The following is a 20,856-nucleotide window of genomic DNA, read 5'->3' as shown; positions in this document are numbered from 1 at the left end:
CGGAAATCGTTCATGAAAACGTTTCTGGAACAGTCCATGCGTGAGAACGGCGAAATTGCCCGACGTTCTCAGTGCCGCTTCTTACTCTTCCAGGTGCCGCCGTATTGAAAGTGTGGGTTGGCTGGCTTGACCATTTCTAGGCAGGCCGGGCAGACGAAGATCCAGTCGCCGTCTTCCTCGATGCGAACGCGGTAGAGCACGTCGTTCCTCTCGATGCATTTTGAACACGGTTTGGTGCGAATGCGTTTGATCTTCGCCATCGCATTAGCCTCGCTGCGATTTGCCTCGGAAACGGCGTGACTCTTCACCAGCATTGGTTTCAGCGAACTTGGCCTCGCGTGAGTTCGTCGCTGGATTCGACGGGTTTGGGATTGGACGTCATTCAGTTTGGTTTGAGTTTGCCTCGCCATAACCGACTTTCGCGGTTCCAGCGAGCCAGTGTTTCGGTGTCGCCGGCCAGAAAGGTTTCGGCCATTGCGATTGCTTGGGTGAGGTTTTCGTCGTTCAGTTGTGTGTGGGCGACAAGGCGTTGATCGAGAGGTTGGTACCATCAGCCCTGAAACCACTGATCGTAGATAATTCGCATGACGCAATGATCGTACTTCACGATCCAACCGCCGAGTCTTGCCTGGGCAGGTAGCTCCATTCGGGTCAGTTCGAGATAACGATCTTGAAGTTCATAGCGATGCAGATCTCCAATCGCGTCTTCCGTACTAATCCGAGATGATTGTCGGCGGTCAAATGATCGCTTCGTTTCGATTCGTTGTTTGGTTCTGGGCTCGAGCAACTTTTCTCGATCGACCAGAATCACGGCATCTAACTTATGGGCCAACAACTGGAAACAACATGAGTGACAATCCTTGCAACTTTGACGTTAAGATCACCGAGACGCTGGCTTTCTTGCCTTGGCACATTATTTCGCAGTTGGACTTCGGCAAGTCGAAGCGTCTACGAATCGACGGCGAAATCAATGGCGTTCGCATCGAATGCGGTTTAATGCCATCGTGTTTCGGCGTCAGAGAACCTGGACATGCAAGCGGGGCCAATCACTGCTGTCGTGAGTCTTCCCAAGGCGCATGTCTGCGTACAAGGTCACGGCCGACTTCGGTCCAGAGTTTGGTACCAAACGCACAAGTACCCAGATCGCCGCGAATGACATCAAGGACTAGCCAAGGGAACGGCAAACCATTGTCAAACGATTCACAATGGCAATGTAAAACTTGGGATTGATGAAACATGGTGAGTGAACGCGACAAGATGCTGGCAGGCGACCTGTACGATCCCATAATCCAGAGTTGGTGGAAGCCATCGGATGATGGCAAGGCAGCATTGCCATATGGTCAACACAACTGAGCCCCGTGCGGCGAAGCTACGGTGCAGCATTTTGAAAGAGCTGTTCGGCAGCGGTGGAGACTCCGTCTGGCTCGAACCACCTTTTCGCTGCGATAACGGGACCAATATCTATCTGGGCGAGAAAGTGTACTTCAACTTCGATTGCGTAATTTTGGACGTTTGCGAAGTGCGGATCGGGAACAAGGTGTTTATCGCGCCCGGCGTTCACATCTATGCCGCTACGCATCCGCTCGACGCGAACTAGCGCCGTACGCATGAGTTCGGTAGGCCGGTCAGGATCGGCGGCAAGGCGGTCATCAGACCTGTCGTTGCGATCGGCGATCGCAGCGTCGTCGGTGTCGGCAGCGTGATAACAAAGGACGTGCCATTCGGAACAGTTGTGGCTGGCAATCTAGCGAAGATAATTCGCAAGCTCGCGTAGCCACGCGCGAGTTAAAATTGAGGCCAATGCTCTCATTTTGACAACGCTGATCATCCCTCAGTCAGAATCGGATTGGTAGGCACCGGCTGAATACGTCAGTTCATAGCTGTGTGAATAGATCTCGATGAGATTCCCGAAAGGGTCCTCACAGTAGACCATGCGATAAGGTTTCTCGCCGGGATAGTACTCGCGAACTGGCATCCGTTGCTTGCCCCCATTCGCGACAATTCTTTTTGCGAGGCCCTCGACATCAGGGTCTTGAACGCAAAAGTGAAATACCCCTGTCTTCCAATATTCAAAATTGTCCGCAGGCTTTTCGGCGTTTCTAAACTCGAACAACTCCACGCCGACTCGGTCGCCGGTTGCTAGATGAGCAATTCGGAATCGCTCCCAGTCCTTTCCGAAGACATCATCGCACATGACTCCAATCGCCGAGTCATCCGATACGATTTCGGTCGGGGGCATGATGACGTACCATCCCAGCGTTTTCGTGTAGAAGTCGACTGCCTGGTCCAGGTCAGTGACGGAAATTCCGATGTGGGAAAAAGTTCGCGGATAGGTCATGTTTGGCTCTTCTTTCGAGTGTCGAATTGGTGAACGCGTTGTCTCTAAACTTCAGCCCAATCGTACCTGCAGACACGACCGGTGACAGTGGACATAGTACCGCTACTCCCGCAGCTCGCGGGCGACAGTGAGGTAGTAGTTGCGGGCGGTTGCGTTGACCATGTTACTGGCGAGATTGGTTAGCGAGTTTGCTTTGACTTGTTTCGCGTTTTTGTCATCAGCATTGATTGCAAGCAGGTGATCGGCGAGCTGCGCAGCCCATTGATTGTCGTCTGACGCTAGCGCATCGCGGGCAGATTTCAAAAGCTTGTCTGTTCCTCCGGCCAGTTTCGCGACACGTTCCGCTTCTGGTTTTAGTGAGAGTCGAAACAGATTCGATGGATTGCCGTCGAACCAGCCGAGGTAGCCGCTAAATACGCTGCGCACTCCCCATTCCGGATGTCCGTAGAACGGTTGCAAGTAATCTTTGCTGGCCAGGTCGTCAGGAAGTTGCACGTATTCGACCAATTTATCGGGCGTGAGACCTTTGTTCATTCCTTCGACGGTCTTGTCGTGAATGTACAGAACGACAGCGTGGTAGTCGGTCAGAACTTGCTTGACTTTGGCAGCACCCATGATGGGATTCGTATGTCCGCCTACCAGAGCCTCCGCCCCACAAACGGCTAGCTTTCCGAGACTCTCGGCCCATAAACGAACGCTACGGTTGGGCGTGCCACGAATGGCGTACAAGTTTGGAAACGACCGATAGAAGTTGTCGCCGGCGAAGAGCACCTTTCCGCTTGGGTACCAAGCAAAGATCTGGTCGTTGGTTTCGCCGTGTGATAAGACAAGTTCCAACTCGATGCCGGCAACTCTAATTGTTTGCCGTTTGCTTCTAAGAAAATGTGTTGGATTGGTGGCGTGAGATGCTGCGAAAACTGCGCCGCCGCGTTTGGGATATCGAACCGGTGCGATGCCATTATTGATTCGTTGTTCGGAGGGTAATTTGAATCCCGCGTGCCTCGCGCCCCGCGAGTTTTGAACAGTCAGGTTGCCAGACGTCCACGAACGAGCCTCGCTGCCATAATTCGCATGCGCCCAAATTTGCGGACGTTCGTCGCCGAGAAATGCCGCCGCTCCGCCAGTGTGGTCACCGTGCGCGTGCGTGAAGACGATCGCCTTGACCGGTTTGTCCGTGACTTTGCGAAATTCCGTCGCGATTCGCTCGGAATCATCGAGCATCATCCCGGTGTCGATAATCACCACACTGTCATCACCAACGATCATCGAGACGTTCGAGACGCTGAACCCAACCGCGACATAGACACTGTCGGCAACCTTGATGATCTGCTCGGTAAACTGGCTGCTCTGATTTCTCAACTGCTGGGTAGCATTGTTCGTTTGCTGGCCTTGGCTCAATCTCGCACCGAGCGTCAGAAAGCAGAGAGCAGTGATGAGTATTTCCGTGAGACTCACCCTTTGAAATGTGTTCGGTTAGGTTCTTCTGCATCTTCCGCAAAACGTTTTGCGTCGCTTCCAGCTTAGACTTTGAAATACCTTTGAGCGCCGTTTTTCGCATGTCGTCCAATAGCGAGAGCACGGTTCTAAGTTTCTGTTTGCCGCGACAAGTCAATCCGATCATCACGATACGAGCGTCCTCACTCGATACGCTCCGCACAACAAACTTATGCTGGACGAGTCGATCCAATTGGCGTTTCACCGTCGTTGGATCACGAATCATCGACGATGCCAACTCGTTCATGCTCAGCGGTGCGTTCGCGTCCGACACGGTTATCAGTGTCTGCGTTTCCTCCGGCGAAAACGGGCAAGCGGCACCCTTCAGCACAGCGGCCATTCCGGAACGAATCTGATAAGCAACGCGACCAATTGCGAATCCCGGCGATGATTAATAATCAAAGTGCATTTTCGTCTCTAAGCAATTTCTGAGTCGAGTTTGGCGTCGGCCCAGCAAAGACAGGGTGGTACCAATCAAAGTAGCAGTAAATCAGCAGAGCACACGCTGCAAAATCAAGAAGCCCGATGACGAGGTACCGATGAGCGAAGAAGATCACGTACAGCAGGATGTTGAACGCATAGGGCAGCGTCATCAGGATCACGAGTGGCGCAGTCCGAGGGAAGAACATTAGCCCGCCAGCGACTGTCTTGAGAAAGCCGACCCAAAAGATCAGATAGGCTGTTTTCTAAAGAGCAGTCATGAATTGGTCGAGCTCACTCGGCGGACCGCCAACCGGACCCCCATTCACGGCAAAGCCCATCGTCATGATCCCCATGCCAAACAGAAAGAGTGCAAAAAGAAGCCGCGTCGCAAAGGCGAGACGTGGAAGTCAGACGCTGCGTGTTTCAAATGGAAGCATAGAAATTGGTATATGCGAGTTGAGGTTGCATGTCTGTTCATCTGATTCGTGGGATGGATGCAAGTACTCAAATGCCTGTGTATTTCAGGCATTTGCCGGCGGGTCAATGCTTGCGAATGAACTATCGGGCACGTTCTTCGCTTAATCCAGTATTTCGCATGGTCGAAGACTTTTGAGCAGCGAACGATTCCTCTGTAGTTCTCAATTGTTCCGGGATTCTGTCTCATCGGCCATGTCGTCTTTCGATTCAATCGACTACTTGATTGACGGTGCATCGACTCCTTGTTCCGCGAGAATCACGAGATACTTGGTTGGTTCTGATGCGATCCTTTTTGCACAACCGGGACAGCAGATGTAGATCGCTTTGCCGGCCGCGTTGACCTTGAAGGGGCCGCCCATCGCATCAAGCGGCTCGTCCATGACGGGGCACTTCTTTTGCGCAGCAATGAATGGTGCATCGACTGTCGTGACCTTGAAGACGCCCTCGCGTACCTGTTCTGTCCCAGCACTAACACTTGCAGTTTTTCCAGCTGGGTAGACCATGGCCAGGTACTTTGCTGGTTCAGCTTGAATCTTCTTGATGCAGCCTTTGCAGCACAGATAGATCGGCTTGTTGCCAACCATCACCTTGATCGGCGTGCCCATGCCACCGAGCGGTTCGTCCATGACTGGGCAAACTTTCTGCGCGGCGATTGCTGCCGCGTCGGCCAGAGTGGATGTGGTGACCGTGATCTGTGCCCGACCAGCAGCGTATTTTGTAGGATCGGCTTTAACGGTGGCAACGCATCCGGCACAGCAAACGAAGACTTTCTGGCCGTCGAAATCGACGGCGATCGGATCGCCCATGCTGCCCAGTGGCTTGCCACTGACCGGACAGATCTTTTGGCGTGCGATCGCGTCGGCGTCGAGTTGGTTTTTGTTGAGTGGTACGCTTGCGACTTCTTGGAACTCGAGATTACCAGAATCGGAAGTCACCAGGCCAACTAGCTGGATTTCAATTCGCAACTGTCTTCCGGCCAACTTGGATAGATCAACACTTGCTGTAATGCCGCCTCGTTCGTTTGGCATTAAATCGTAGCGATAGCGTTTTGCGTTTCCTGCCAGTCGCACGGACGCGGTGCCTCGTGCCGAACCAACGGCGACAGCCTTGCCGCTGAGGTCGAAGACATAGCATTCGATTCCTGCTTGCGTCACGAACGCTTCCACCTGCAACGAATCAACTTGGCGAAGCGCTCCGCCGTGTGGTCCCTGTTTGAGTGTGATTTTGTCGGTGTCTGGTTGTGTGATCGCCTCTGTGCCCGACGTTTCCTGGGCGGCAACCGGGTGTGCCATTAAAAGCAACCCAAACAGCCTGATGACAAGTGCCAGTGGTAGATTTCGATCCATTCTAATTCTCCAAAGAGTAACGGGTTCTTTCACAGTCTTCTAAGCTACTTCGAGTTGTGTTTTTTCGGGCATCTCTTCGGTGCCCTTCCAGAGTTCGTCTTGCACGCCAAATCGCATCTTCAGTTCGAGATAGCCGCAGTACAGCGTTGGCACTATGAACGAGGTGAATGGTTCGGCCAGCATTCCGCCAAAGACTGGGATCGCCATCGCCCTCGCCACGTCGGCGCCGCGTCCGGTTGCGATCAACACGGGAACCAGAGCGGCGAGTGTCGTGACGGTCGTCATCATGCAGGGACGGATACGTTTCAGGCCGGCTTCGTAGACCGTGTTGCGGATGTCTTCAACGGTGCTGATCTTGCGGCGTTGCAAGAGTTGATGAATGTAAGTCGCCATCACGACGCCGTCGTCAACCGCCAAACCGAACAGAGCGATGAAGCCAACCCAAACGGCGGTATTGAGTTCAACTTCCATCCACGCCACCGCGATCATTCCGCCCGCGAATGCAACGGGAATTCCTGAGAAGACCGCCAACGAGATCGGCAGGTTGCGAAATTCGAGGTAGATCAGTAGCAAGTTGATCACCATCACGACGGGAATGATCCACATCAATCGCAGGTTGGCTTCGATCTGGTTGCGAAAGCTGCCGACAGCTTCAAGCGAGTAACCGGTGGGAAGGGAAAGTCGATTAGGGTCCATTTCTGGCAATGCCTGAGCTTGACGAAGCTGTTCTTCGACTGCCGCGACCGATTCGAGAGCTCCCACCGTACCATTCGTCATGAACGCGACATGCGCGATCAAGCGACCATTCTCGCTATTGATTGCACCAGGCCCCCAAGTCGTTTCAAGCTTCGCAAGTTTCTCCAACGGCACGATCGCGCCGCTGTGAGTGACCACCGGCAAGCGACCGAGGCTTTCGATATGCTCGCGGATGTCGCGACTGTAACGCAAGCGGACTGGGTATCGCTCGCGACCTTCGACCGTCTTGATAAGGTTCATTCCACCAAGCGCGGTTTCGATCACTTGATTGACCATCGACGCACTCATGCCATAACGAGATGCGGCTTCGCGATCGACCGTGAATTCGATGTAGGGTTTGCCGAGCACGATGTCGGGATTGACGGTGCCCGAATTAACGTAGGGAGATGTCTTCAGGACGGCGGACACATACATTGCCGCCGAAGCGAGTATTTCCAAGTCATCGCCATAAATACGAATCGCCATCGGTGCTTTGATTCCCGACTGCAGCATTACGACGCGGCCTTCGATCGGTTGCAACGCTGACGCTGGCGTGACGCCCGGCAGCGTCGCCACACGATTGATCTCGTCCCAAACATCGCGTGCGGTCACGCCATCTCGCCACTCCGATTCGGGCTTGAGCATGACATAGGTTTCAATCATCGAGGCTGGCGCGGGGTCAAGTGCTGATTCGACGCGGCCGATCTTTCCGAGCACGTCTTTGACTTCGGGAATCTGGCCGATCAATACGTCTTGCGTTTGCAGAACCTGCATCGCTTGCGAAAAGCTGGCTGCCGGGTATAGCGTCGGCATGTAAAACCAACTGCCTTCGTCCAGCGCGATCCAATCATCGCTTTGCAATCCCGTAAAGACATGCTTGGCGTTAACGTAGCCTGGCAATGAATTGAGGTCGGCGCCGACATAGCCTGCTGCCGTTTCGATGGGCTTCAGCACGGTTGGCAACCCGACATACGCGCCTAATCCAAGCACTAGCAGCATCGCCGGAAACGATAACGCGAATAATTTGTGACTGAGTGCCTGCCGAAGCCGAGCGGCGTAGATCCAATGCACAAAACGGCTGGTCGGGATCTCTTCGATCGGACGGATACGTTCTCGTAGGAGTTGCCAGCCGACAACAAAGCCGACCAGTGCCGCAACACAAGTCACGACCCATTGTTGGATCTGAAAGTGGCCGGCCAGATCATCGCCCCACAGGAAATGCGAGGTCGCGGCCAGCAAAGTCGTCAGTGCGAGGGCGGCCACCAATGCGGACCGCTTGCGATAGCCCGCACTTCTTAGGAGTAGTCGACTGAGTGCTGGAACGAGAGTGATCGCGGTCAGCATGGCCATCGCGATCGCAAACGTTTTCGTGTACGCCAGTGGCGAAAAGAGCCGGTAGTCGCGACCCGTCAGGAAAAAGACCGGTAGGAAACTAACGATCGTCGTTGCAACGGCAGTAATGACGGCGGGAGCGACTTCGATCGTGGCTTCATAGATGACCTCGTTTCGCGTCTTCTTACGCTCACCGTTCTCCCACTCTGCCAGCCCCTGGTAAATGTTCTCCGAAACAATGATTGCCATGTCGACCATCGTGCCAATCGCGATCGCGATTCCGGCCAGTGACATGATGTTGGAACCAACGCCAACGAAGTGCATGGCGATGAACGACATCAGCACCGCCGCCGGTAAACAAATCGCCACGACGATGCTGCTGCGGATGTGAAGCAAGAACAACAAGATGATGATGGCCGTGATAATGATCTCATCACGCAGTGAATGCGTTAGCGTCGCCATCGTTTCATCAATCAGACCGCTGCGATCGTAGACGCCATGAATTTTGACGCCGTCGAGTGCGGGTTCGATTTGAGTGATCTTTGCTTTGACGCGGTCGATCACCTCGCGAGGATTCTCGCCGTATCGCATCACCACCACGCCACCAACCGCTTCGGCGCCGTTGTAATCGAGAGCTCCACGGCGGAAGTCGGGACCAAGTTGCACACTGGCAACGTCGCGAACATGAACTGGGACACCGTCTCGTTGCATGATGACGGTTTGTTCGATGTCGCGAATCGCTTCGCCGTGGTCGCCTCCGCTGCCCAGAAATCCTTTGCCACGAACGATGTATTCCATTCCCGTTGTTTCAACCGTCTTGGCACCGACGTCCAGGTTCGAGCCTTTGATGGCCATCGCCAATTTGTCGAGCGATACGCCATGAAATCGAAGCTTGTCGGGGTCTACGTCGATCTGGTACTGGCGAACATAGCCGCCGATTGACGCAACTTCGCTGACGCCTTCGACAGCTTGTAGTTCGTATTTGACGACGAAGTCCTGCAAGCTTCGCAATTCGTCCAAACCCATGCCTTCGGCCGGTGGCGTCAAAACGTAGTAGTAGACTTGGCCTAAACCAGTCGCGTCGGGGCCAAGCTGGGGCACAACGCCATCAGGCAATTGAGATGCCGCGGTACCAAGTTGTTCCGAGACGCGGCTGCGAGCCCAGTAGAAGTCGATTTCGTCCTTAAAAGTCACTTGCACAAAGCTGTATCCAAACATGCTTTTGCCGCGAACCGACTCGGCCCCCGGAACGGCCAACAACGAAACGCTTAGCGGATACGTGACCTGGTCTTCGATGTCCTTGGGTGAACGCCCTGGCCAAGGCGTTAGTACGATCACTTGGTTTTCGCCCACGTTGGGAATCGCGTCGATCGGAACGGCTTTGAAAGCAAACCAACCGCCGATGGACAGCGCTAGCGAGAGCAACGCCACCAACAGTGGTTCTTTGACACAGAATCGAATCAGAGCATTCAGCATGGCTAGCGAGGCTCCGAATAATCGGGCTGCGCGTCCATTGCTATGTCCACTGCCATGTCACTCACCGTCTCGCCGCAGGACAGCATTTCACTGCCCCAATACGGATTGACGAGATCGCCGCCGGGCTGCATCCAATCACCACCGCCTCCGGGAACCATTGGGCAAAACATGTGAACGAGTTTGTTCGCCGTGTTTGGACCACGAACGGAATTGGCGGTCTTGAGCAACGAATGACTAAGCGGCCGAAATCCCTCGCGAGTCTGTTCCAGCGAACCCGCAAGCCGATCGACACTCCGCTTTGCACGCTGGAGGTGCGTCTGAGCTTCATCGGGAACGGTCGGCAGCAACAGCAATTGAGAGAGTGAGTCATCGAGCGTGTTGACTGCTGCTGGTGGCGGCGTTTGATCCGCCGCAAGTGCTTCTTGGATCGTAAAGTAGGCTTGATAGGCACGGTCAAACTGTTCGCCTGCATCACCCGCCAAGACGATCGCCTGCTGCTTGGGCAAATCGAGTGGTCCTGGTGGATACGTCGACGCCTTGCTGGGGTCCATCAACGACGGATTCCCGGCGAGTTGCATTTGCGAGTCGATCAGGAAGTTTCCACCCGTCGCCACAGTCTCGCCGACGGCGATGCCTTCCGAGATGATCGCGTCTTCGTTTGTCATCGGGCCAACGACCACGCGACGAATTTCGAATCGCCCGGGATCCGTTTCGACGTACACGACGCTGTTCTTGCCGGTCATCAGCACAGCGTCGCGTGGCACCGTGACAACGTCTTGTCTGGGAAGTGGACGAGACGAATATCCGAGTTTCGATGTCGGGATCAGTGCCATCCCACAAATCGGACAGTCACCGGGGTTGTCGCGAATGATTTGGGGGTGCATCGGGCTGATGTATCTGCCCGCAAGCGACGGATCGTAGACGCGGTCCTGCCGAAGTGCCGGGACATAGACACGTGCCGTGGCGTAGTCGCCGGGACGCAAAGCACCATCCGCGTTCAGCATTTCCACACGAACGCTAACCGTCCTGGTTTGCTCGCTCACGGTGGGATCAATGAAGGCGACCCGCCCAGTGAAGACATCGCCGGGCACCGATGACACTTCGGCCTCGACCTGCTGTCCAAATCGAATTCGTGACGCGTCATCGGGATACAGATTGAGCATCAGCCACACCGTCGAAAGATCAGCGATGCGATAAACCGGGTCTCCGGTTTTCAAATAGTCTCCTTCGACGGCGAACTTATCAATCACAGTTCCCTTGATCGGCGAACGTAGTCGAATACGGCTTTCGGCTTGTCCACGCTGAGATAGATTGTTGAATTGGTCCTCGGTAAACCCAAGCTCAATCAGTTTCTGTTTGGAAAGCTCGGCAAAATCAGAGGAGCCGCCAAGTCGCTTCAGGCCGCCGCCGTTGCGCGCGGTCAAGAATTCCACTTGTGCGGAATACAGATCGGGACTGTAAATCAACGCGAGATCGTCGTCTTTTTCGACCGGCACGCCAACGTAGTTTGCGTACAATTTTTCAATCCGACCGCCGACGTACGCTGAGATCGTCGCGAGCTTGCTTTCGTCGTAGTCGATCGAACCGATGGTGCGAATCGTTTGCGAGACAGGACCAAGTTTTGCGGTTGCCGTCTTGATTCCGATCAGACGACGTGCCACCGGTTCGATCGTCACCGATTGACCGTCTCCACTGCCGCCACCCGTTGCCTTGACCAATTCCATTGCACACACCGGGCAACGCCCCGGATCGCTCGATGGTGGCGTACACATCATCGGACAGATGAATCGTTCGTCCGACGCGACTGCCGTTTCTTGCTTCCCAGTGCCGGCCGCTGGCACCAATTTCATCGCACAGATCGGACAGTTGCCCGGTTCGCTTTGTCGAATCTGCGGATGCATCGGGCATGTGTAAACTGTTTCGCCGGTCACCGTCTCCGATGACACCACCCCATCGCTGCTGCGAATCCAACCCAATCGCTGAGCCACGCCGATCAAGGCGATGCCGCCGATGAAGGTGGTGATCAAAACGAGCGCATGCACCAGCGTCTTGCCCAGCCATTTCAAACCGGTAAGCCGCTCAAGTAGCTTCTTTTTGGGACTAGGATTGTCCATGCTTTCGCTCTTTGTCTCACTCATACTGGCTCCAGGCCGGATCGCCCGCCGCGACACCATTGACTTGCATCAAAGGTGCCGCCGAACATGCTTTGCCGATGTTGCGTTGAGGCGGGACTATTCGTCCGAGTGATCTGAATGATCGTGGTCGCCAGCAGCGGATTCGCCGGCCGCGTGATCATGTGCAGCATGAGCGTTGACCTTGGCGAACTTTTCCGCTTTGTCCTCGTCGGTCAGTGCGGCCCATTTTTCTGGGCAACCGTCACAGCAAAAGCCAATCGTCTTGCCGTCATACTCAGTTGTCAGTTCCGCCGAAGGTTTGCCGCCCATGATTGGGCACTTTGCATTTGCAAAATTCACGGCGGTCGCTTCAACGGCTTCAGGAGTTGGTGAAGTCGTCGCGGTGTCAGCGGATTTATTGCATCCGGCAACGGTAGCAAAGACCAGCAGCAATCCTGCTGTGGATGAAATGAAATAGCGCATATTGATTTCTCTTTTGATGACGGAAAATCGTCCGTCTAATTGGATGGGGAAACTAAAAAATCTCGTTCAGTGAGCGCGCACGCTCTCCGTTGAGACTCCCTAAATCCGCCAAACGCAGAGCATGCGTTGAGAGAAATCCGCTCGGCTTCCCGGCGTCGTGTCGATCACGCGGGGTGCGGCGGGCAGTGGATGGGCGTCTTCCAGGACCACAAAAACCAGGGAAGCCAGACGCAACGTCAACTCGCGAACCAATTGGTCTCGCGGGTTGGTGCGATTCATCGGAGGTACCGTCAGGCCACAGGTGCAATGACCGATAGCGGTTTCTGGTGCTCTCGAAACGGCAGCAAACGGCAGTTCAACGGATTCCCGCGGCTCTTCGCATGCCGGGGCAAACTCCTTCTCCGAATGGCCACAGCAACAGCATTTCACGCTCGACTCGGCTACTTCACAGCAACCACAGCCCTGGCACATCAGATTCTGCTCGCAACCCTGATCCGCGCAGTTCCCCCCGAACGCCAACGCCGACATCGGCTGAATCATCGTTGCGACGATCAGGCAAAGTGTGACGGCGGTGCGGATTGTTCGGTGGTTCATGGTAGTTAGCAAGACGGAATGCAGCCGAATGACCAGCCTTGATTGTCGTCGTATGCCGAAGCAAGTACAAGCCGAATCACCGTCAAGATAAGAATCTTAGGTTCATTTCGCATGATCGAAACACGACCAAGTCCAGGAAAGCCGACGGCGATTGCAAAGCGAAGAGCTTTGCTTTTGTGCATTTTATTGGCTTCGGGCTGTCATGCGGGGAGCGAGCGGTTCGCGAGCACGCCAATATCTGCCTCGCAGCCCAAAAAACCAACCATTAAAGCACCCGCAAGGCCTTTGGTCTCGCTAGTGGGATTTCGTGAAGACGATCAATCGAAAGGTGGGGAGTCAGGGCGAGTGGGAGTCGGGGAGAATAACGACACGAATAGCATCGATAGCAAAATGGCAATCAGCGATCTACGCGCTGCCAATCTTCCAACTCCCCTTCTTCCGATCTCCGTGACTTCCCCTCGCCCAGACTTACTCCCCGAGCTCATCGCGACAGCCCTCTCGACTCATCCGTCCATTGCTGCGGCTCGCCAAAGAGTTGCCGCAGCCCAGCATCGCATCCCACAAGCAACGGCTCTGGAAGACCCGATGGTCGGCAACACATTCTGGCCCATCCACGATCAAGCGTTGCAGACGGCCGGCGGACGTGTCGCCCATCAGTTCGCTCTCACACAGAAACTGCCTTGGCCTGCCAAGCTGGATGCTCGGGGAGCGGTCGCTGCTCGTGAAGTTCAAGTGGCGCTGGCTGAAATCGCAGATAAGGAAAGTGAAATCGTCGAAGCGGTTCGACTTGCCTACTATGAACTTTGGCTCGCCAGCGAACTGATTCGCATCGTCGACGATAACAACGAACTAGTCCAAGACCTGATCACCGTTGCAGAAGCTCGTTACAAAACCGGTGGCAGCCAACAAGATATCCTGCGCGCCGAACTCGAAGGCGATCGACTTGCCCAGCAGTTAATCTCGCTGCGTCGACAGCAAGAGCAAGCCCGTGCGGACCTGGGCACGCTCGTTCGCATGCCGCTTGATTACATGCCTACTGCCGTTACCGACTTGGATGTTGACGAAGCCGTGCCACAACTCGACCTGCTCGTCGCCCAAGCCGAGCGATGCAACCCGACTCTACGAGGGCTTGCCGCCGAAATCGCTCGAGATCGTGCGAAAGAATCCCTTGCCTGTTTGCAGCAATACCCTGACTTTCAACTTGGGCTTGGATATTCGATTATCAGCGACAACCAGGACGTTATCAGTCCCGTCGCCAACGGTCACGACAACATCAACTTTACCGTCGGTGTGACACTTCCGATTTGGCGTGACAAGATTAACGCGGGTGTCAGCGAAGCCGCTCACAATCGAAGTAGCACAACGCTGCGTCAAGAAGCCGAGCGAGACCGTTTGCGTGGAACACTGCGCCGCCAAGTCGCGTCCGCCTATGCTGCAATTGAACAACATAAACTCTTTCGAGAGCGTTTGATTCCTCGCACCGAGCAAACCCTCGAAATCACCACGGCCGACTACCAAGGCAAGAAAGCCGACTTCACCGACTTGATCGCCACGTACCGCGAACTCTTGTCACTGCAAGTCCAAGTCGCCAGAACAGAAGCAACGCTCGCCAGCACGCTTGCCGGCATCGAGCGAACGGTTGGATGTCAGTAGACGGAAAGCGTTTCATCGACCAATCATTGATCGACTCTATATACGTTAGCTCTGGAAAAGCAGAGTATGAAGCGCAACCGTCATCACTGACGCAGATGCGTATGTCCCGTCTTGTTGTGATAAATAGTCCGCATCGAAGAACTAAGACGCCCTCACTCAATCTAGTAGTTCGAGTGGTCTATGGCTTCCGAGCAGCGAACGATTCCCTTGCAATTCTCATCCCTTGCAATTCTCAATCGTTACGGGATTCAGTTTGTTCTCCATTCAGGCGTCTGCGTCTTGCAGTGGGATTGGATACGTTTCTTCGAGAACCTGTACAGTTGCGGGCTTGAACTTGAATCGCGAGTAGTAGTCGAGATAGCCGACAACAAACATAAGGTTCACGGCAGCTCCCTCCAACTGACGAAACCCCGCTTGACTCAAACGTCTGCCAATTCCCAAACGTTGTCGATTTTGAACAACAGCCAGCGGTGCGAAAATCCTTGCTCTGACTTGTCTGTAGTGCGGCTCCATTCTGACGGACGTAAATAGAAGGTGGCCAACCAGTCCGGTACTAGGCTCAGTGACGAGCGATAGCGTTGGCTCGCCAGAAGGATCATCGAGCATCTCATCAACGAGTTTTGCGAACACCGGACCTTCGACGAAGGCATTCATGTGGGCTGCCAGAATCGCATCGCTATCCTGCTCCGTGGCGATGCGAATTTCGACTGTTCTAACCGTCATGATTGAAGAAATTGTTGATGCCAGCTTCTCTTACGGAGTCGATGGCCTAGTCGTCGTCGGCTCTGGGTTGCACACCGAAATGTTTTACTGCGATCGTGATTGGTCAGGCGACAGCTTCGCGTCAACCGACAGTCGGCCTGGGCCGGTTACGAACAGTACCACGTAGTCAGTAAGATATATCGCAGCGAGTTCTTTCACTTTCCACGGATCGCCAACATGAACGAAAAAGCGGGCGATGATCATGGTAAATGCAAGTGGAAGCAAGACAAGTCATGTTCGCAAACCCGCGATCAACAGCACGGAGCATCCGACTTCAGCACCGATCGCCAGAATCAGGCTGAGTCGGTTTCCGATTCCGATTGGGTCTAAGAACACCACGGCCATCTCGCAAAAACCAATCGTTTTTGAAGACCGTGGACGAGTATAAAGCCGCCCAGAGCAATCCGCAGAAGCAGCAAGCCAATGTCGATCGGTTTCTGTGTTGCAAAAAGCATTCATCGTTCTGGGTCAATGGGTTCGGTATTGAGAACCGGCGGATCGCTAAAACTTCAAAGCAAGGTTTCTGGCTAGGTCAATCGCTGTCGACTCCGTCTCGGCGACAGCATCGGGTGCAGCTAGTGTTGGTTCGATCACCACGGGATGAACGTTGGTGAACCCAAAGAAGCCGAGCATCTGCTGGATGTAGGGCTGCTGATGATCCATTCCAGAAGCTTCGCCCTCATAAGCTCCGCCGCGAGCGTAAACCACGACTGCGGGTTTTCCCTTTACGAGACCACTGTATCCGGTCGCAGGATCGAATGAAAAAGTCTGTCCCGGCTGAGCGATCACGTCGATGTAGTGCTTTAACTTGTAAGGAACGCCAAAGTTCCACATCGGGACGCTAAACAAGTACTTGTCGGCGGATTTGAATTCATCGCACACCTCGACCACCCCTTGCCAAGCTTTGGCTTGGTCGTCGTCGAAGCTATCACCATGAAGCACTTGATACTTGGCGTCGATCGTGAAACCATCGAACTCGGGAAGCTGTTTTTCCCAAAGGTCGATCGTGACGACTTCATCATTGGGATTGGCGGACTTGTAAGCGGCTAAAAACGCATTCGCAACGTTGATGGATTTCGAGCGTGCTTTGCGAGGAGACGATTCAATGTAGAGAAGTCGAGCCATGGTTAGGATTCCTTTAATAAAGAAGTTGAAAGTACGGTTGTGGTTAGTTCGGATTCAGGCAAGATCGAACAACAGCACATCGGCGTCCATCGCGGACGTGATGTGCAAATCTGTTGCGCGGCTGGACGCTACCGCGTCACCTGATTTCAAAGTCGTACCGTTGACGATGATTTCGCCGGTCGCGACTTGCAGCCACACGTGGCGGCTTCGCTCAAGCGTGTAGTCGAGGCTTTGACCGTTTTGCAACTTGCTGGCGAAGATGTTCGCGTCCTGATAGATGCCGACCGATGCACCTGAGCCGTCAGGTCCAGCGATAAACTTCCACTCATTCGTTTTCTGATCCGCAGTGACCTTGTTGTCGCTATACCGAGGTTGCAAACCGCGAAGGGCGGGCTGAATCCAAATTTGCAGGAAGTGGTTCGGCTGAGTCGGTGATGGGTTGTACTCGCTGTGAGTGATACCCAAACCGGCGGACATCATTTGAATATCGTCAGGAGTAATAGTCGCTCCCTTGCCCGTGCTGTCTTTATGTTGCAGCGAACCGTCAAGCACGTAGGAAATGATTTCCATGTCGCGGTGCGGGTGAGTGGGGAAACCATGCCCGGCTGCGATCTTGTCGTCGTTGATAACCCGTAGGCTGCGAAAACCCATATTCTGCTGGTCGTAGTAGCCGCCAAACGAGAACGAGTGATAGCTCTTCAACCAGCCCAAGTCCGTGTGACCTCGCTCGGCAGCTTGTCGAATGAGCAACCCGGTTTCGACCGACTCTTCTGCGACGGCGAGTGGTGGGTTGGCCGTGACGTGGATGAGTCCAGCGGCAGTAAGGGACACCATGTTTCGGCGAGGTTTGGTCACCGTTGCTCCAATTTGGGGAAGGGGTTGAATGAGTTAAAAGTTTACATGTAAACAAATGTTGCAAAAAAATTCAGTTCTTCACACTGTTACGAACACGTTCTAGGATTTCGATCAGTGTTCCGAGTTGATTTTTGGGCACTCCATCGAGCAAATTCGCATGCAGGTTCAAAATCGGACCATCGAGTTTCTTCAGGAGGCGTTTCGCCGCCGCCGTCAATTCAATATAAAACACTCGGCGATCGGCTTGCGACTGTGTTTTAACAATCAGTTCCAGTCCGATCAGTTGATCGACAACACGCGTGATCGCGGGGGCAACTTGAATCATGCGGTCGGCGACTTCCAAGCACGGCATTGCCTTGCCTTCTCCCCGAAGGATTCGTAACACGTTGTACTGCGACAGTGTCAAGCCACTTTCCCTCAGCAATCGTGCAAAGCGGTTTTCGAGCAAATCACTCGTCCGCATCAATGCCAGCGTCGCTTCCTGCTCGACCGAATCGAACGGGGCACGTTTTCTCAGTTCGTTTTGCAGCGAAGAAGTCACGGGGGCACCTAGGGAAACGCACGACAGATCTTTAAACTTTACATGTAATGTATCGGCATGTCAACTGAAGGACTCAAGACGGCCGGATCAGGGTGCATGACTGGGTTTGCAGCTTCGATCGGGGGCGACGTGGATTTGCGTAGGGTTTACAATTCCGGGCGTGCAGCCGGGATGGCTGGGGGATTTGGAGAATTCTCTTAAGGAAAAGTGCCATGGATCAGGCAGAAACAGCACCCACCGCCGAAGAAATCGCCAGCCTCGTCGCCCAGCGGCTGATTTCCGAAGGTGGCCTGGAAGACTTAGCGGGCGCCAATCTGATGACCATTGAAGATCGGACCATCGAAGAGGTCGATCGAGTCACGCGTTTGGTGATGGATGAACTGCTCGCCAAGCAGGCCCAGCAAGCTCCCGCAGTCACCGCCTGCCCGAAATGCGGCGGCCCGATGCACGACAGGCCCGCCCAGCACCGCGCGCTGCAAAGCAGACGCGGCAAAGTGAATTTCAAAACCGAAGTGTTGCACTGCGAGGCTTGCCGCCTCGATTTTTTCCCTCAGATGAGAACTCTTCAGTGTGATGTCGATCACCTGCACACGCCCGCTGTGCTTCGCAAGATCAGCATCGCAGTGGCACGTGATTCTTCTTACACCGCAGCCAGCAGCAACCTGGAAGACCTGGCCGAATTGAAGGTCTCCGCCAAGCAGTGCCAACGCATCGCCATTCGCATTGGCAACGAGCGCATCGACGAACAGCAAGAGCGCATCGACGCCTACACCGCCGCCAGCATTCCCGATCAGCAACACGGCCAAAGCGATGGCGCACCGGCCAATGGTTGGGAAGGCCGCGTGGCCGTCATTCAGTGCGATGGCGGTCGCGTTCAGGTACGAGACGACTGTTGGGGCAACGACAAACCCGAAGGGAAGAAACACCGTTGGTGGCGAGAAACTCAGACCGGTGTGCTGCAAACTTACCAAGCCAAGCCCACCGGCGAAGACCCGACACCGGGCGTGCCGCAGTGTTTGAAAGATTCTCTGTGGGTCGTCCCCAAACTCAACGAAATCCACCGCGGGCACGTTCCCGTGGACAGTTCTGAGAAAGAAGAATCACAGTCAAACGCTACGAGGCCAGAGGATTCTCAAGAAACAACCTGTGATGCCAAAGGCGAATTGGACACGACCGCAAAGTCATCACGGACACCTCGTTGGAGCGGCGGTGATCCGTTGGTGAAAACGATCGTCGCGACCCGCCGTGGTTACGACCATTTGGGTTTAACGCTTGCCGGTGAAGCGTTCGGACGAGGGTTCAACAAGGCCGAGTCCAAAGCGTTTATGGGAGACGGTTTGAAAGTGAACTGGTCGATCTGGTCGACGCACTTTTCGCACTACACACCGATCGTGGATTTAATGCACGCGCTATCGTACGTTTATGCCGCTGCGATCGCTTCGCGTGGCCGGATCGACGAGGGTTGGTCGTTGTATCTGGATTGGCTTGACAGGATATGGGCCGGAGATGTTCGGCGGGGCATCGACGCACTCCAGCAGATCGCGTCGTCCCAGGACGAAGTTCCCGAACCGATCCGCCGCGCGATCATTTACCTGAGTAACAACGCCGAGCGGATGAAGTACGACCGGTATCGGTGCTCAGGTCTTCCGATCACGACGTCGCCGGTGGAGTCAACGCAATAGCAAATCAACAAGCGGATCAAAGGTACGGAGAAGTTCTGGCGTGATGATTCCCTCGATCCACTGCTGCAGCTCAAGTCCGACGACCTGAGCGAGACTCACGACCGGGAGGCGTTCTGGAGTCGCCGAGGCGAAAGAAACGACGGCTTCCGCCATCGCCGCCGCAAGACCAAAGTCAAAGAAACCTAGCAAACCCGGTCATGCACCAAGCGTGACGGGGACGGCAACGTACTCAAAGGTGCACAGACCTACCGTCTTCGCGTCCCGGCGAATGCTCCTGCAGAACAGTTTTGGGCAGTAACACTTTATGCTGAGCACTCGCGCCGGTTTGTCATTTCCGCGCAAAAGAACGCGAACCTCGACTCTCGCAACGAGAAGCTGCGGACGAACGCTGACGGGTCCGTAGACATCTATTTTGGTCCGGATACAACCAAACTTCCCGTTGAGATGAAGAACAACTGGATTCAGACCAATTCTGGCGAAGGCTGGTTCCCGTACTTCCGGCTGTATGCACCGACGCAAGAGTTCTTCGACAAAACTTGGACAATGGGTGATATCCAGCAGATCACCAATTGAACCTGCGCTCTGGACGGGCCGTGAGAACAGCCAACGGCTGCGCGCAGCCTTGCTCGACCGAATCAAAGTTGCGGCGGCAGTTTGCTGCGAATTTGCGTGTTGGCGATGCAGCACTTTACGCAACATGCATTCTTTTCGTCTTGGCTGTCGGGCAGCTCAGAGATTTAGCGGTTGCCAGGATAGAGGAGCACGTCTGTCGGGCATCGTGTTTCAGCGTCAGTGTGCAGGCAGCCCTCTACGAGTGGTGGTTCCCTTCGATCGAAAGGAATCCTGAGACGCTGACCGTCAACCGAATCGAGGAATATCATGCGAAATACACCGGCCCGCGCAGAGCATTCGTCTCAGTCGTCCCCTGAAATTGGTCTCTGGTTGTGGCGTTGGTTCTGGCGCGTCACGCTAGTCGTTTCTCTAGGTTATGCATGGCACTGCTTCTACGTCCCGAAAAACGGAATCGCCTGGGTCGCCGATTATCCATCGGCGAAGCAAGTCGCGGTGCAATCGGGAAAACCCATGATCCTTTTCTTCACGGGCGAGTGGTGTGTTCCCTGTCGGATCATGAAACGCACAGTATGGGCCGACAAGGAGGTCGCGTCGGTGGTTGAGGCAAGATTCATACCGCTATTGATCGACGTCAATGAACCCGGTGCATCTTTGGAGGCGTTAGATCGCTACAAGGTCCTTGCTACGCCCACCACCATCATCGCCGATGCGGAAGGAAACATTCTCGAGCAAGTTCAAGGATCGATGAGCCAATCAGAGTTCCTCGCATTTCTAGGGGCCACGGATTCACAAGATTCTTCACGGATTGTGGCCTTGGATTTATCGGAATGAATCCGTGGCATCTCTCTGATTG

At 54.5% G+C, this 20,856-nt stretch carries 19 protein-coding genes and 3 pseudogenes; 7 read left to right on the top strand and 15 right to left on the bottom strand.

All coding sequences use genetic code 11. From position 1 onward, the window contains the following. Positions 1–68: 68 nt before the first annotated feature. Positions 69–308: a hypothetical protein gene (locus Poly59_RS27220; RefSeq protein ID WP_222436180.1), complete on the bottom strand. Its 240-nt coding sequence runs from the start codon at positions 306–308 to the stop codon at positions 69–71. A 242-nt stretch (positions 309–550) separates the two neighbouring features. Then, positions 551–832, bottom strand: coding sequence for a hypothetical protein (locus Poly59_RS29850; RefSeq protein WP_186776554.1), 282 nt, complete (start codon positions 830–832; stop codon positions 551–553). Positions 833–1,312: 480 nt separating this feature from the next. On the opposite strand from Poly59_RS29850, the gene Poly59_RS30300 reads away from it, so the two are divergent. Beyond that, positions 1,313–1,597 (top strand): LbetaH domain-containing protein, encoded by a 285-nt coding sequence (locus Poly59_RS30300; protein WP_246151975.1) that lies wholly within the window; start codon positions 1,313–1,315, stop codon positions 1,595–1,597. 234 nt (positions 1,598–1,831) lie between these two features. On the opposite strand, the gene Poly59_RS27210 is transcribed toward Poly59_RS30300, so the two are convergent. The 9 genes and pseudogenes from Poly59_RS27210 to Poly59_RS27170 all read right to left on the bottom strand — a co-directional run bounded on the left by Poly59_RS27210 (position 1,832) and on the right by Poly59_RS27170 (position 12,497). Then, on the bottom strand, positions 1,832–2,338 hold the full coding sequence (locus tag Poly59_RS27210) for a lactoylglutathione lyase family protein (protein ID WP_146537237.1): 507 nt from the start codon (positions 2,336–2,338) through the stop codon (positions 1,832–1,834). Positions 2,339–2,440: 102 nt separating this feature from the next. After that, positions 2,441–3,793 carry an alkyl/aryl-sulfatase gene (locus tag Poly59_RS27205; RefSeq protein WP_246151974.1) on the bottom strand — a complete coding sequence of 451 codons (1,353 nt, stop codon included), beginning with the start codon at positions 3,791–3,793 and terminating at the stop codon, positions 2,441–2,443. Next, positions 3,792–4,205: pseudogene (locus tag Poly59_RS27200) on the bottom strand (MarR family winged helix-turn-helix transcriptional regulator); the annotation flags it as partial. The gene Poly59_RS27205 and the pseudogene Poly59_RS27200, both read right to left, overlap by 2 nt. A 25-nt stretch (positions 4,206–4,230) precedes the next feature. Next, positions 4,231–4,608 (bottom strand): annotated as a pseudogene (locus tag Poly59_RS27195) (hypothetical protein). Positions 4,609–4,947: 339 nt separating this feature from the next. Continuing rightward, positions 4,948–6,078: a hypothetical protein gene (locus Poly59_RS30295; protein WP_246151973.1), complete on the bottom strand. Its 1,131-nt coding sequence runs from the start codon at positions 6,076–6,078 to the stop codon at positions 4,948–4,950. Positions 6,079–6,117: 39 nt separating this feature from the next. Then, entirely contained in the window at positions 6,118–9,621 is a 3,504-nt protein-coding gene (locus Poly59_RS27185) for an efflux RND transporter permease subunit (RefSeq protein ID WP_146537236.1), read from the bottom strand. 2 nt (positions 9,622–9,623) lie between these two features. Then, the gene (locus Poly59_RS27180) at positions 9,624–11,735 is read right to left on the bottom strand and encodes an efflux RND transporter periplasmic adaptor subunit (protein ID WP_146537565.1); all 2,112 of its coding nucleotides are present in this window, start codon (positions 11,733–11,735) and stop codon (positions 9,624–9,626) included. Positions 11,736–11,852: 117 nt separating this feature from the next. Continuing rightward, positions 11,853–12,218 (bottom strand): hypothetical protein, encoded by a 366-nt coding sequence (locus Poly59_RS27175; RefSeq protein ID WP_246151972.1) that lies wholly within the window; start codon positions 12,216–12,218, stop codon positions 11,853–11,855. A 99-nt stretch (positions 12,219–12,317) separates the two neighbouring features. Then, positions 12,318–12,497 (bottom strand): hypothetical protein, encoded by a 180-nt coding sequence (locus Poly59_RS27170; protein ID WP_146537235.1) that lies wholly within the window; start codon positions 12,495–12,497, stop codon positions 12,318–12,320. Between the two features lie 762 nt (positions 12,498–13,259). Here Poly59_RS27170 and Poly59_RS27160 point away from each other — a divergent pair. Further along, positions 13,260–14,465 carry a TolC family protein gene (locus Poly59_RS27160; protein ID WP_246151971.1) on the top strand — a complete coding sequence of 402 codons (1,206 nt, stop codon included), beginning with the start codon at positions 13,260–13,262 and terminating at the stop codon, positions 14,463–14,465. 264 nt (positions 14,466–14,729) lie between these two features. On the opposite strand, the gene Poly59_RS27155 is transcribed toward Poly59_RS27160, so the two are convergent. After that, the gene (locus Poly59_RS27155) at positions 14,730–15,188 is read right to left on the bottom strand and encodes a GNAT family N-acetyltransferase (protein WP_246151970.1); all 459 of its coding nucleotides are present in this window, start codon (positions 15,186–15,188) and stop codon (positions 14,730–14,732) included. On the opposite strand from Poly59_RS27155, the gene Poly59_RS29845 reads away from it, so the two are divergent. Both Poly59_RS29845 and Poly59_RS29840 read left to right on the top strand, forming a co-directional pair. Further along, positions 15,187–15,354 carry a hypothetical protein gene (locus tag Poly59_RS29845; RefSeq protein ID WP_186776553.1) on the top strand — a complete coding sequence of 56 codons (168 nt, stop codon included), beginning with the start codon at positions 15,187–15,189 and terminating at the stop codon, positions 15,352–15,354. The genes Poly59_RS27155 and Poly59_RS29845 overlap by 2 nt on opposite strands. Positions 15,355–15,404: 50 nt before the next feature. Further along, the gene (locus tag Poly59_RS29840; protein WP_186776552.1) at positions 15,405–15,557 is read left to right on the top strand and encodes a hypothetical protein; all 153 of its coding nucleotides are present in this window, start codon (positions 15,405–15,407) and stop codon (positions 15,555–15,557) included. Between the two features lie 171 nt (positions 15,558–15,728). Here the strand turns inward: Poly59_RS29840 and Poly59_RS27145 are convergent, their stop codons facing one another. The 3 genes from Poly59_RS27145 to Poly59_RS27135 form a co-directional block, all read right to left on the bottom strand. Beyond that, positions 15,729–16,352, bottom strand: a complete 624-nt coding sequence (locus tag Poly59_RS27145; protein WP_146537233.1) for an FMN-dependent NADH-azoreductase — start codon at positions 16,350–16,352, stop codon at positions 15,729–15,731. A 54-nt stretch (positions 16,353–16,406) separates the two neighbouring features. After that, on the bottom strand, positions 16,407–17,207 hold the full coding sequence (locus Poly59_RS27140; protein WP_246151969.1) for a pirin family protein: 801 nt from the start codon (positions 17,205–17,207) through the stop codon (positions 16,407–16,409). A 70-nt stretch (positions 17,208–17,277) separates the two neighbouring features. Next, positions 17,278–17,748: a MarR family winged helix-turn-helix transcriptional regulator gene (locus Poly59_RS27135; RefSeq protein ID WP_246151968.1), complete on the bottom strand. Its 471-nt coding sequence runs from the start codon at positions 17,746–17,748 to the stop codon at positions 17,278–17,280. Between the two features lie 212 nt (positions 17,749–17,960). On the opposite strand from Poly59_RS27135, the gene Poly59_RS27130 reads away from it, so the two are divergent. From Poly59_RS27130 to Poly59_RS27120, 3 genes and pseudogenes are all read left to right on the top strand, one after another. Next, a complete protein-coding gene (locus tag Poly59_RS27130) occupies positions 17,961–19,430 on the top strand; it encodes a hypothetical protein (RefSeq protein WP_146537231.1) in 1,470 nt (489 codons plus the stop codon). A 210-nt stretch (positions 19,431–19,640) separates the two neighbouring features. Next, positions 19,641–20,003, top strand: a pseudogene (locus Poly59_RS29835) (DUF1214 domain-containing protein); the annotation flags it as partial. 306 nt (positions 20,004–20,309) lie between these two features. Beyond that, the gene (locus tag Poly59_RS27120; protein WP_146537229.1) at positions 20,310–20,834 is read left to right on the top strand and encodes a thioredoxin family protein; all 525 of its coding nucleotides are present in this window, start codon (positions 20,310–20,312) and stop codon (positions 20,832–20,834) included. The last annotated feature ends 22 nt before the right edge of the window (positions 20,835–20,856 follow it).

The sequence above is a fragment of the Rubripirellula reticaptiva genome (assembly GCF_007860175.1).
Taxonomy (GTDB): Bacteria; Planctomycetota; Planctomycetia; order Pirellulales; family Pirellulaceae; genus Rubripirellula; species Rubripirellula reticaptiva.
Note: the sequence above shows the minus strand (reverse complement) of the source record. Positions and strands in the feature narration are given on the sequence as shown.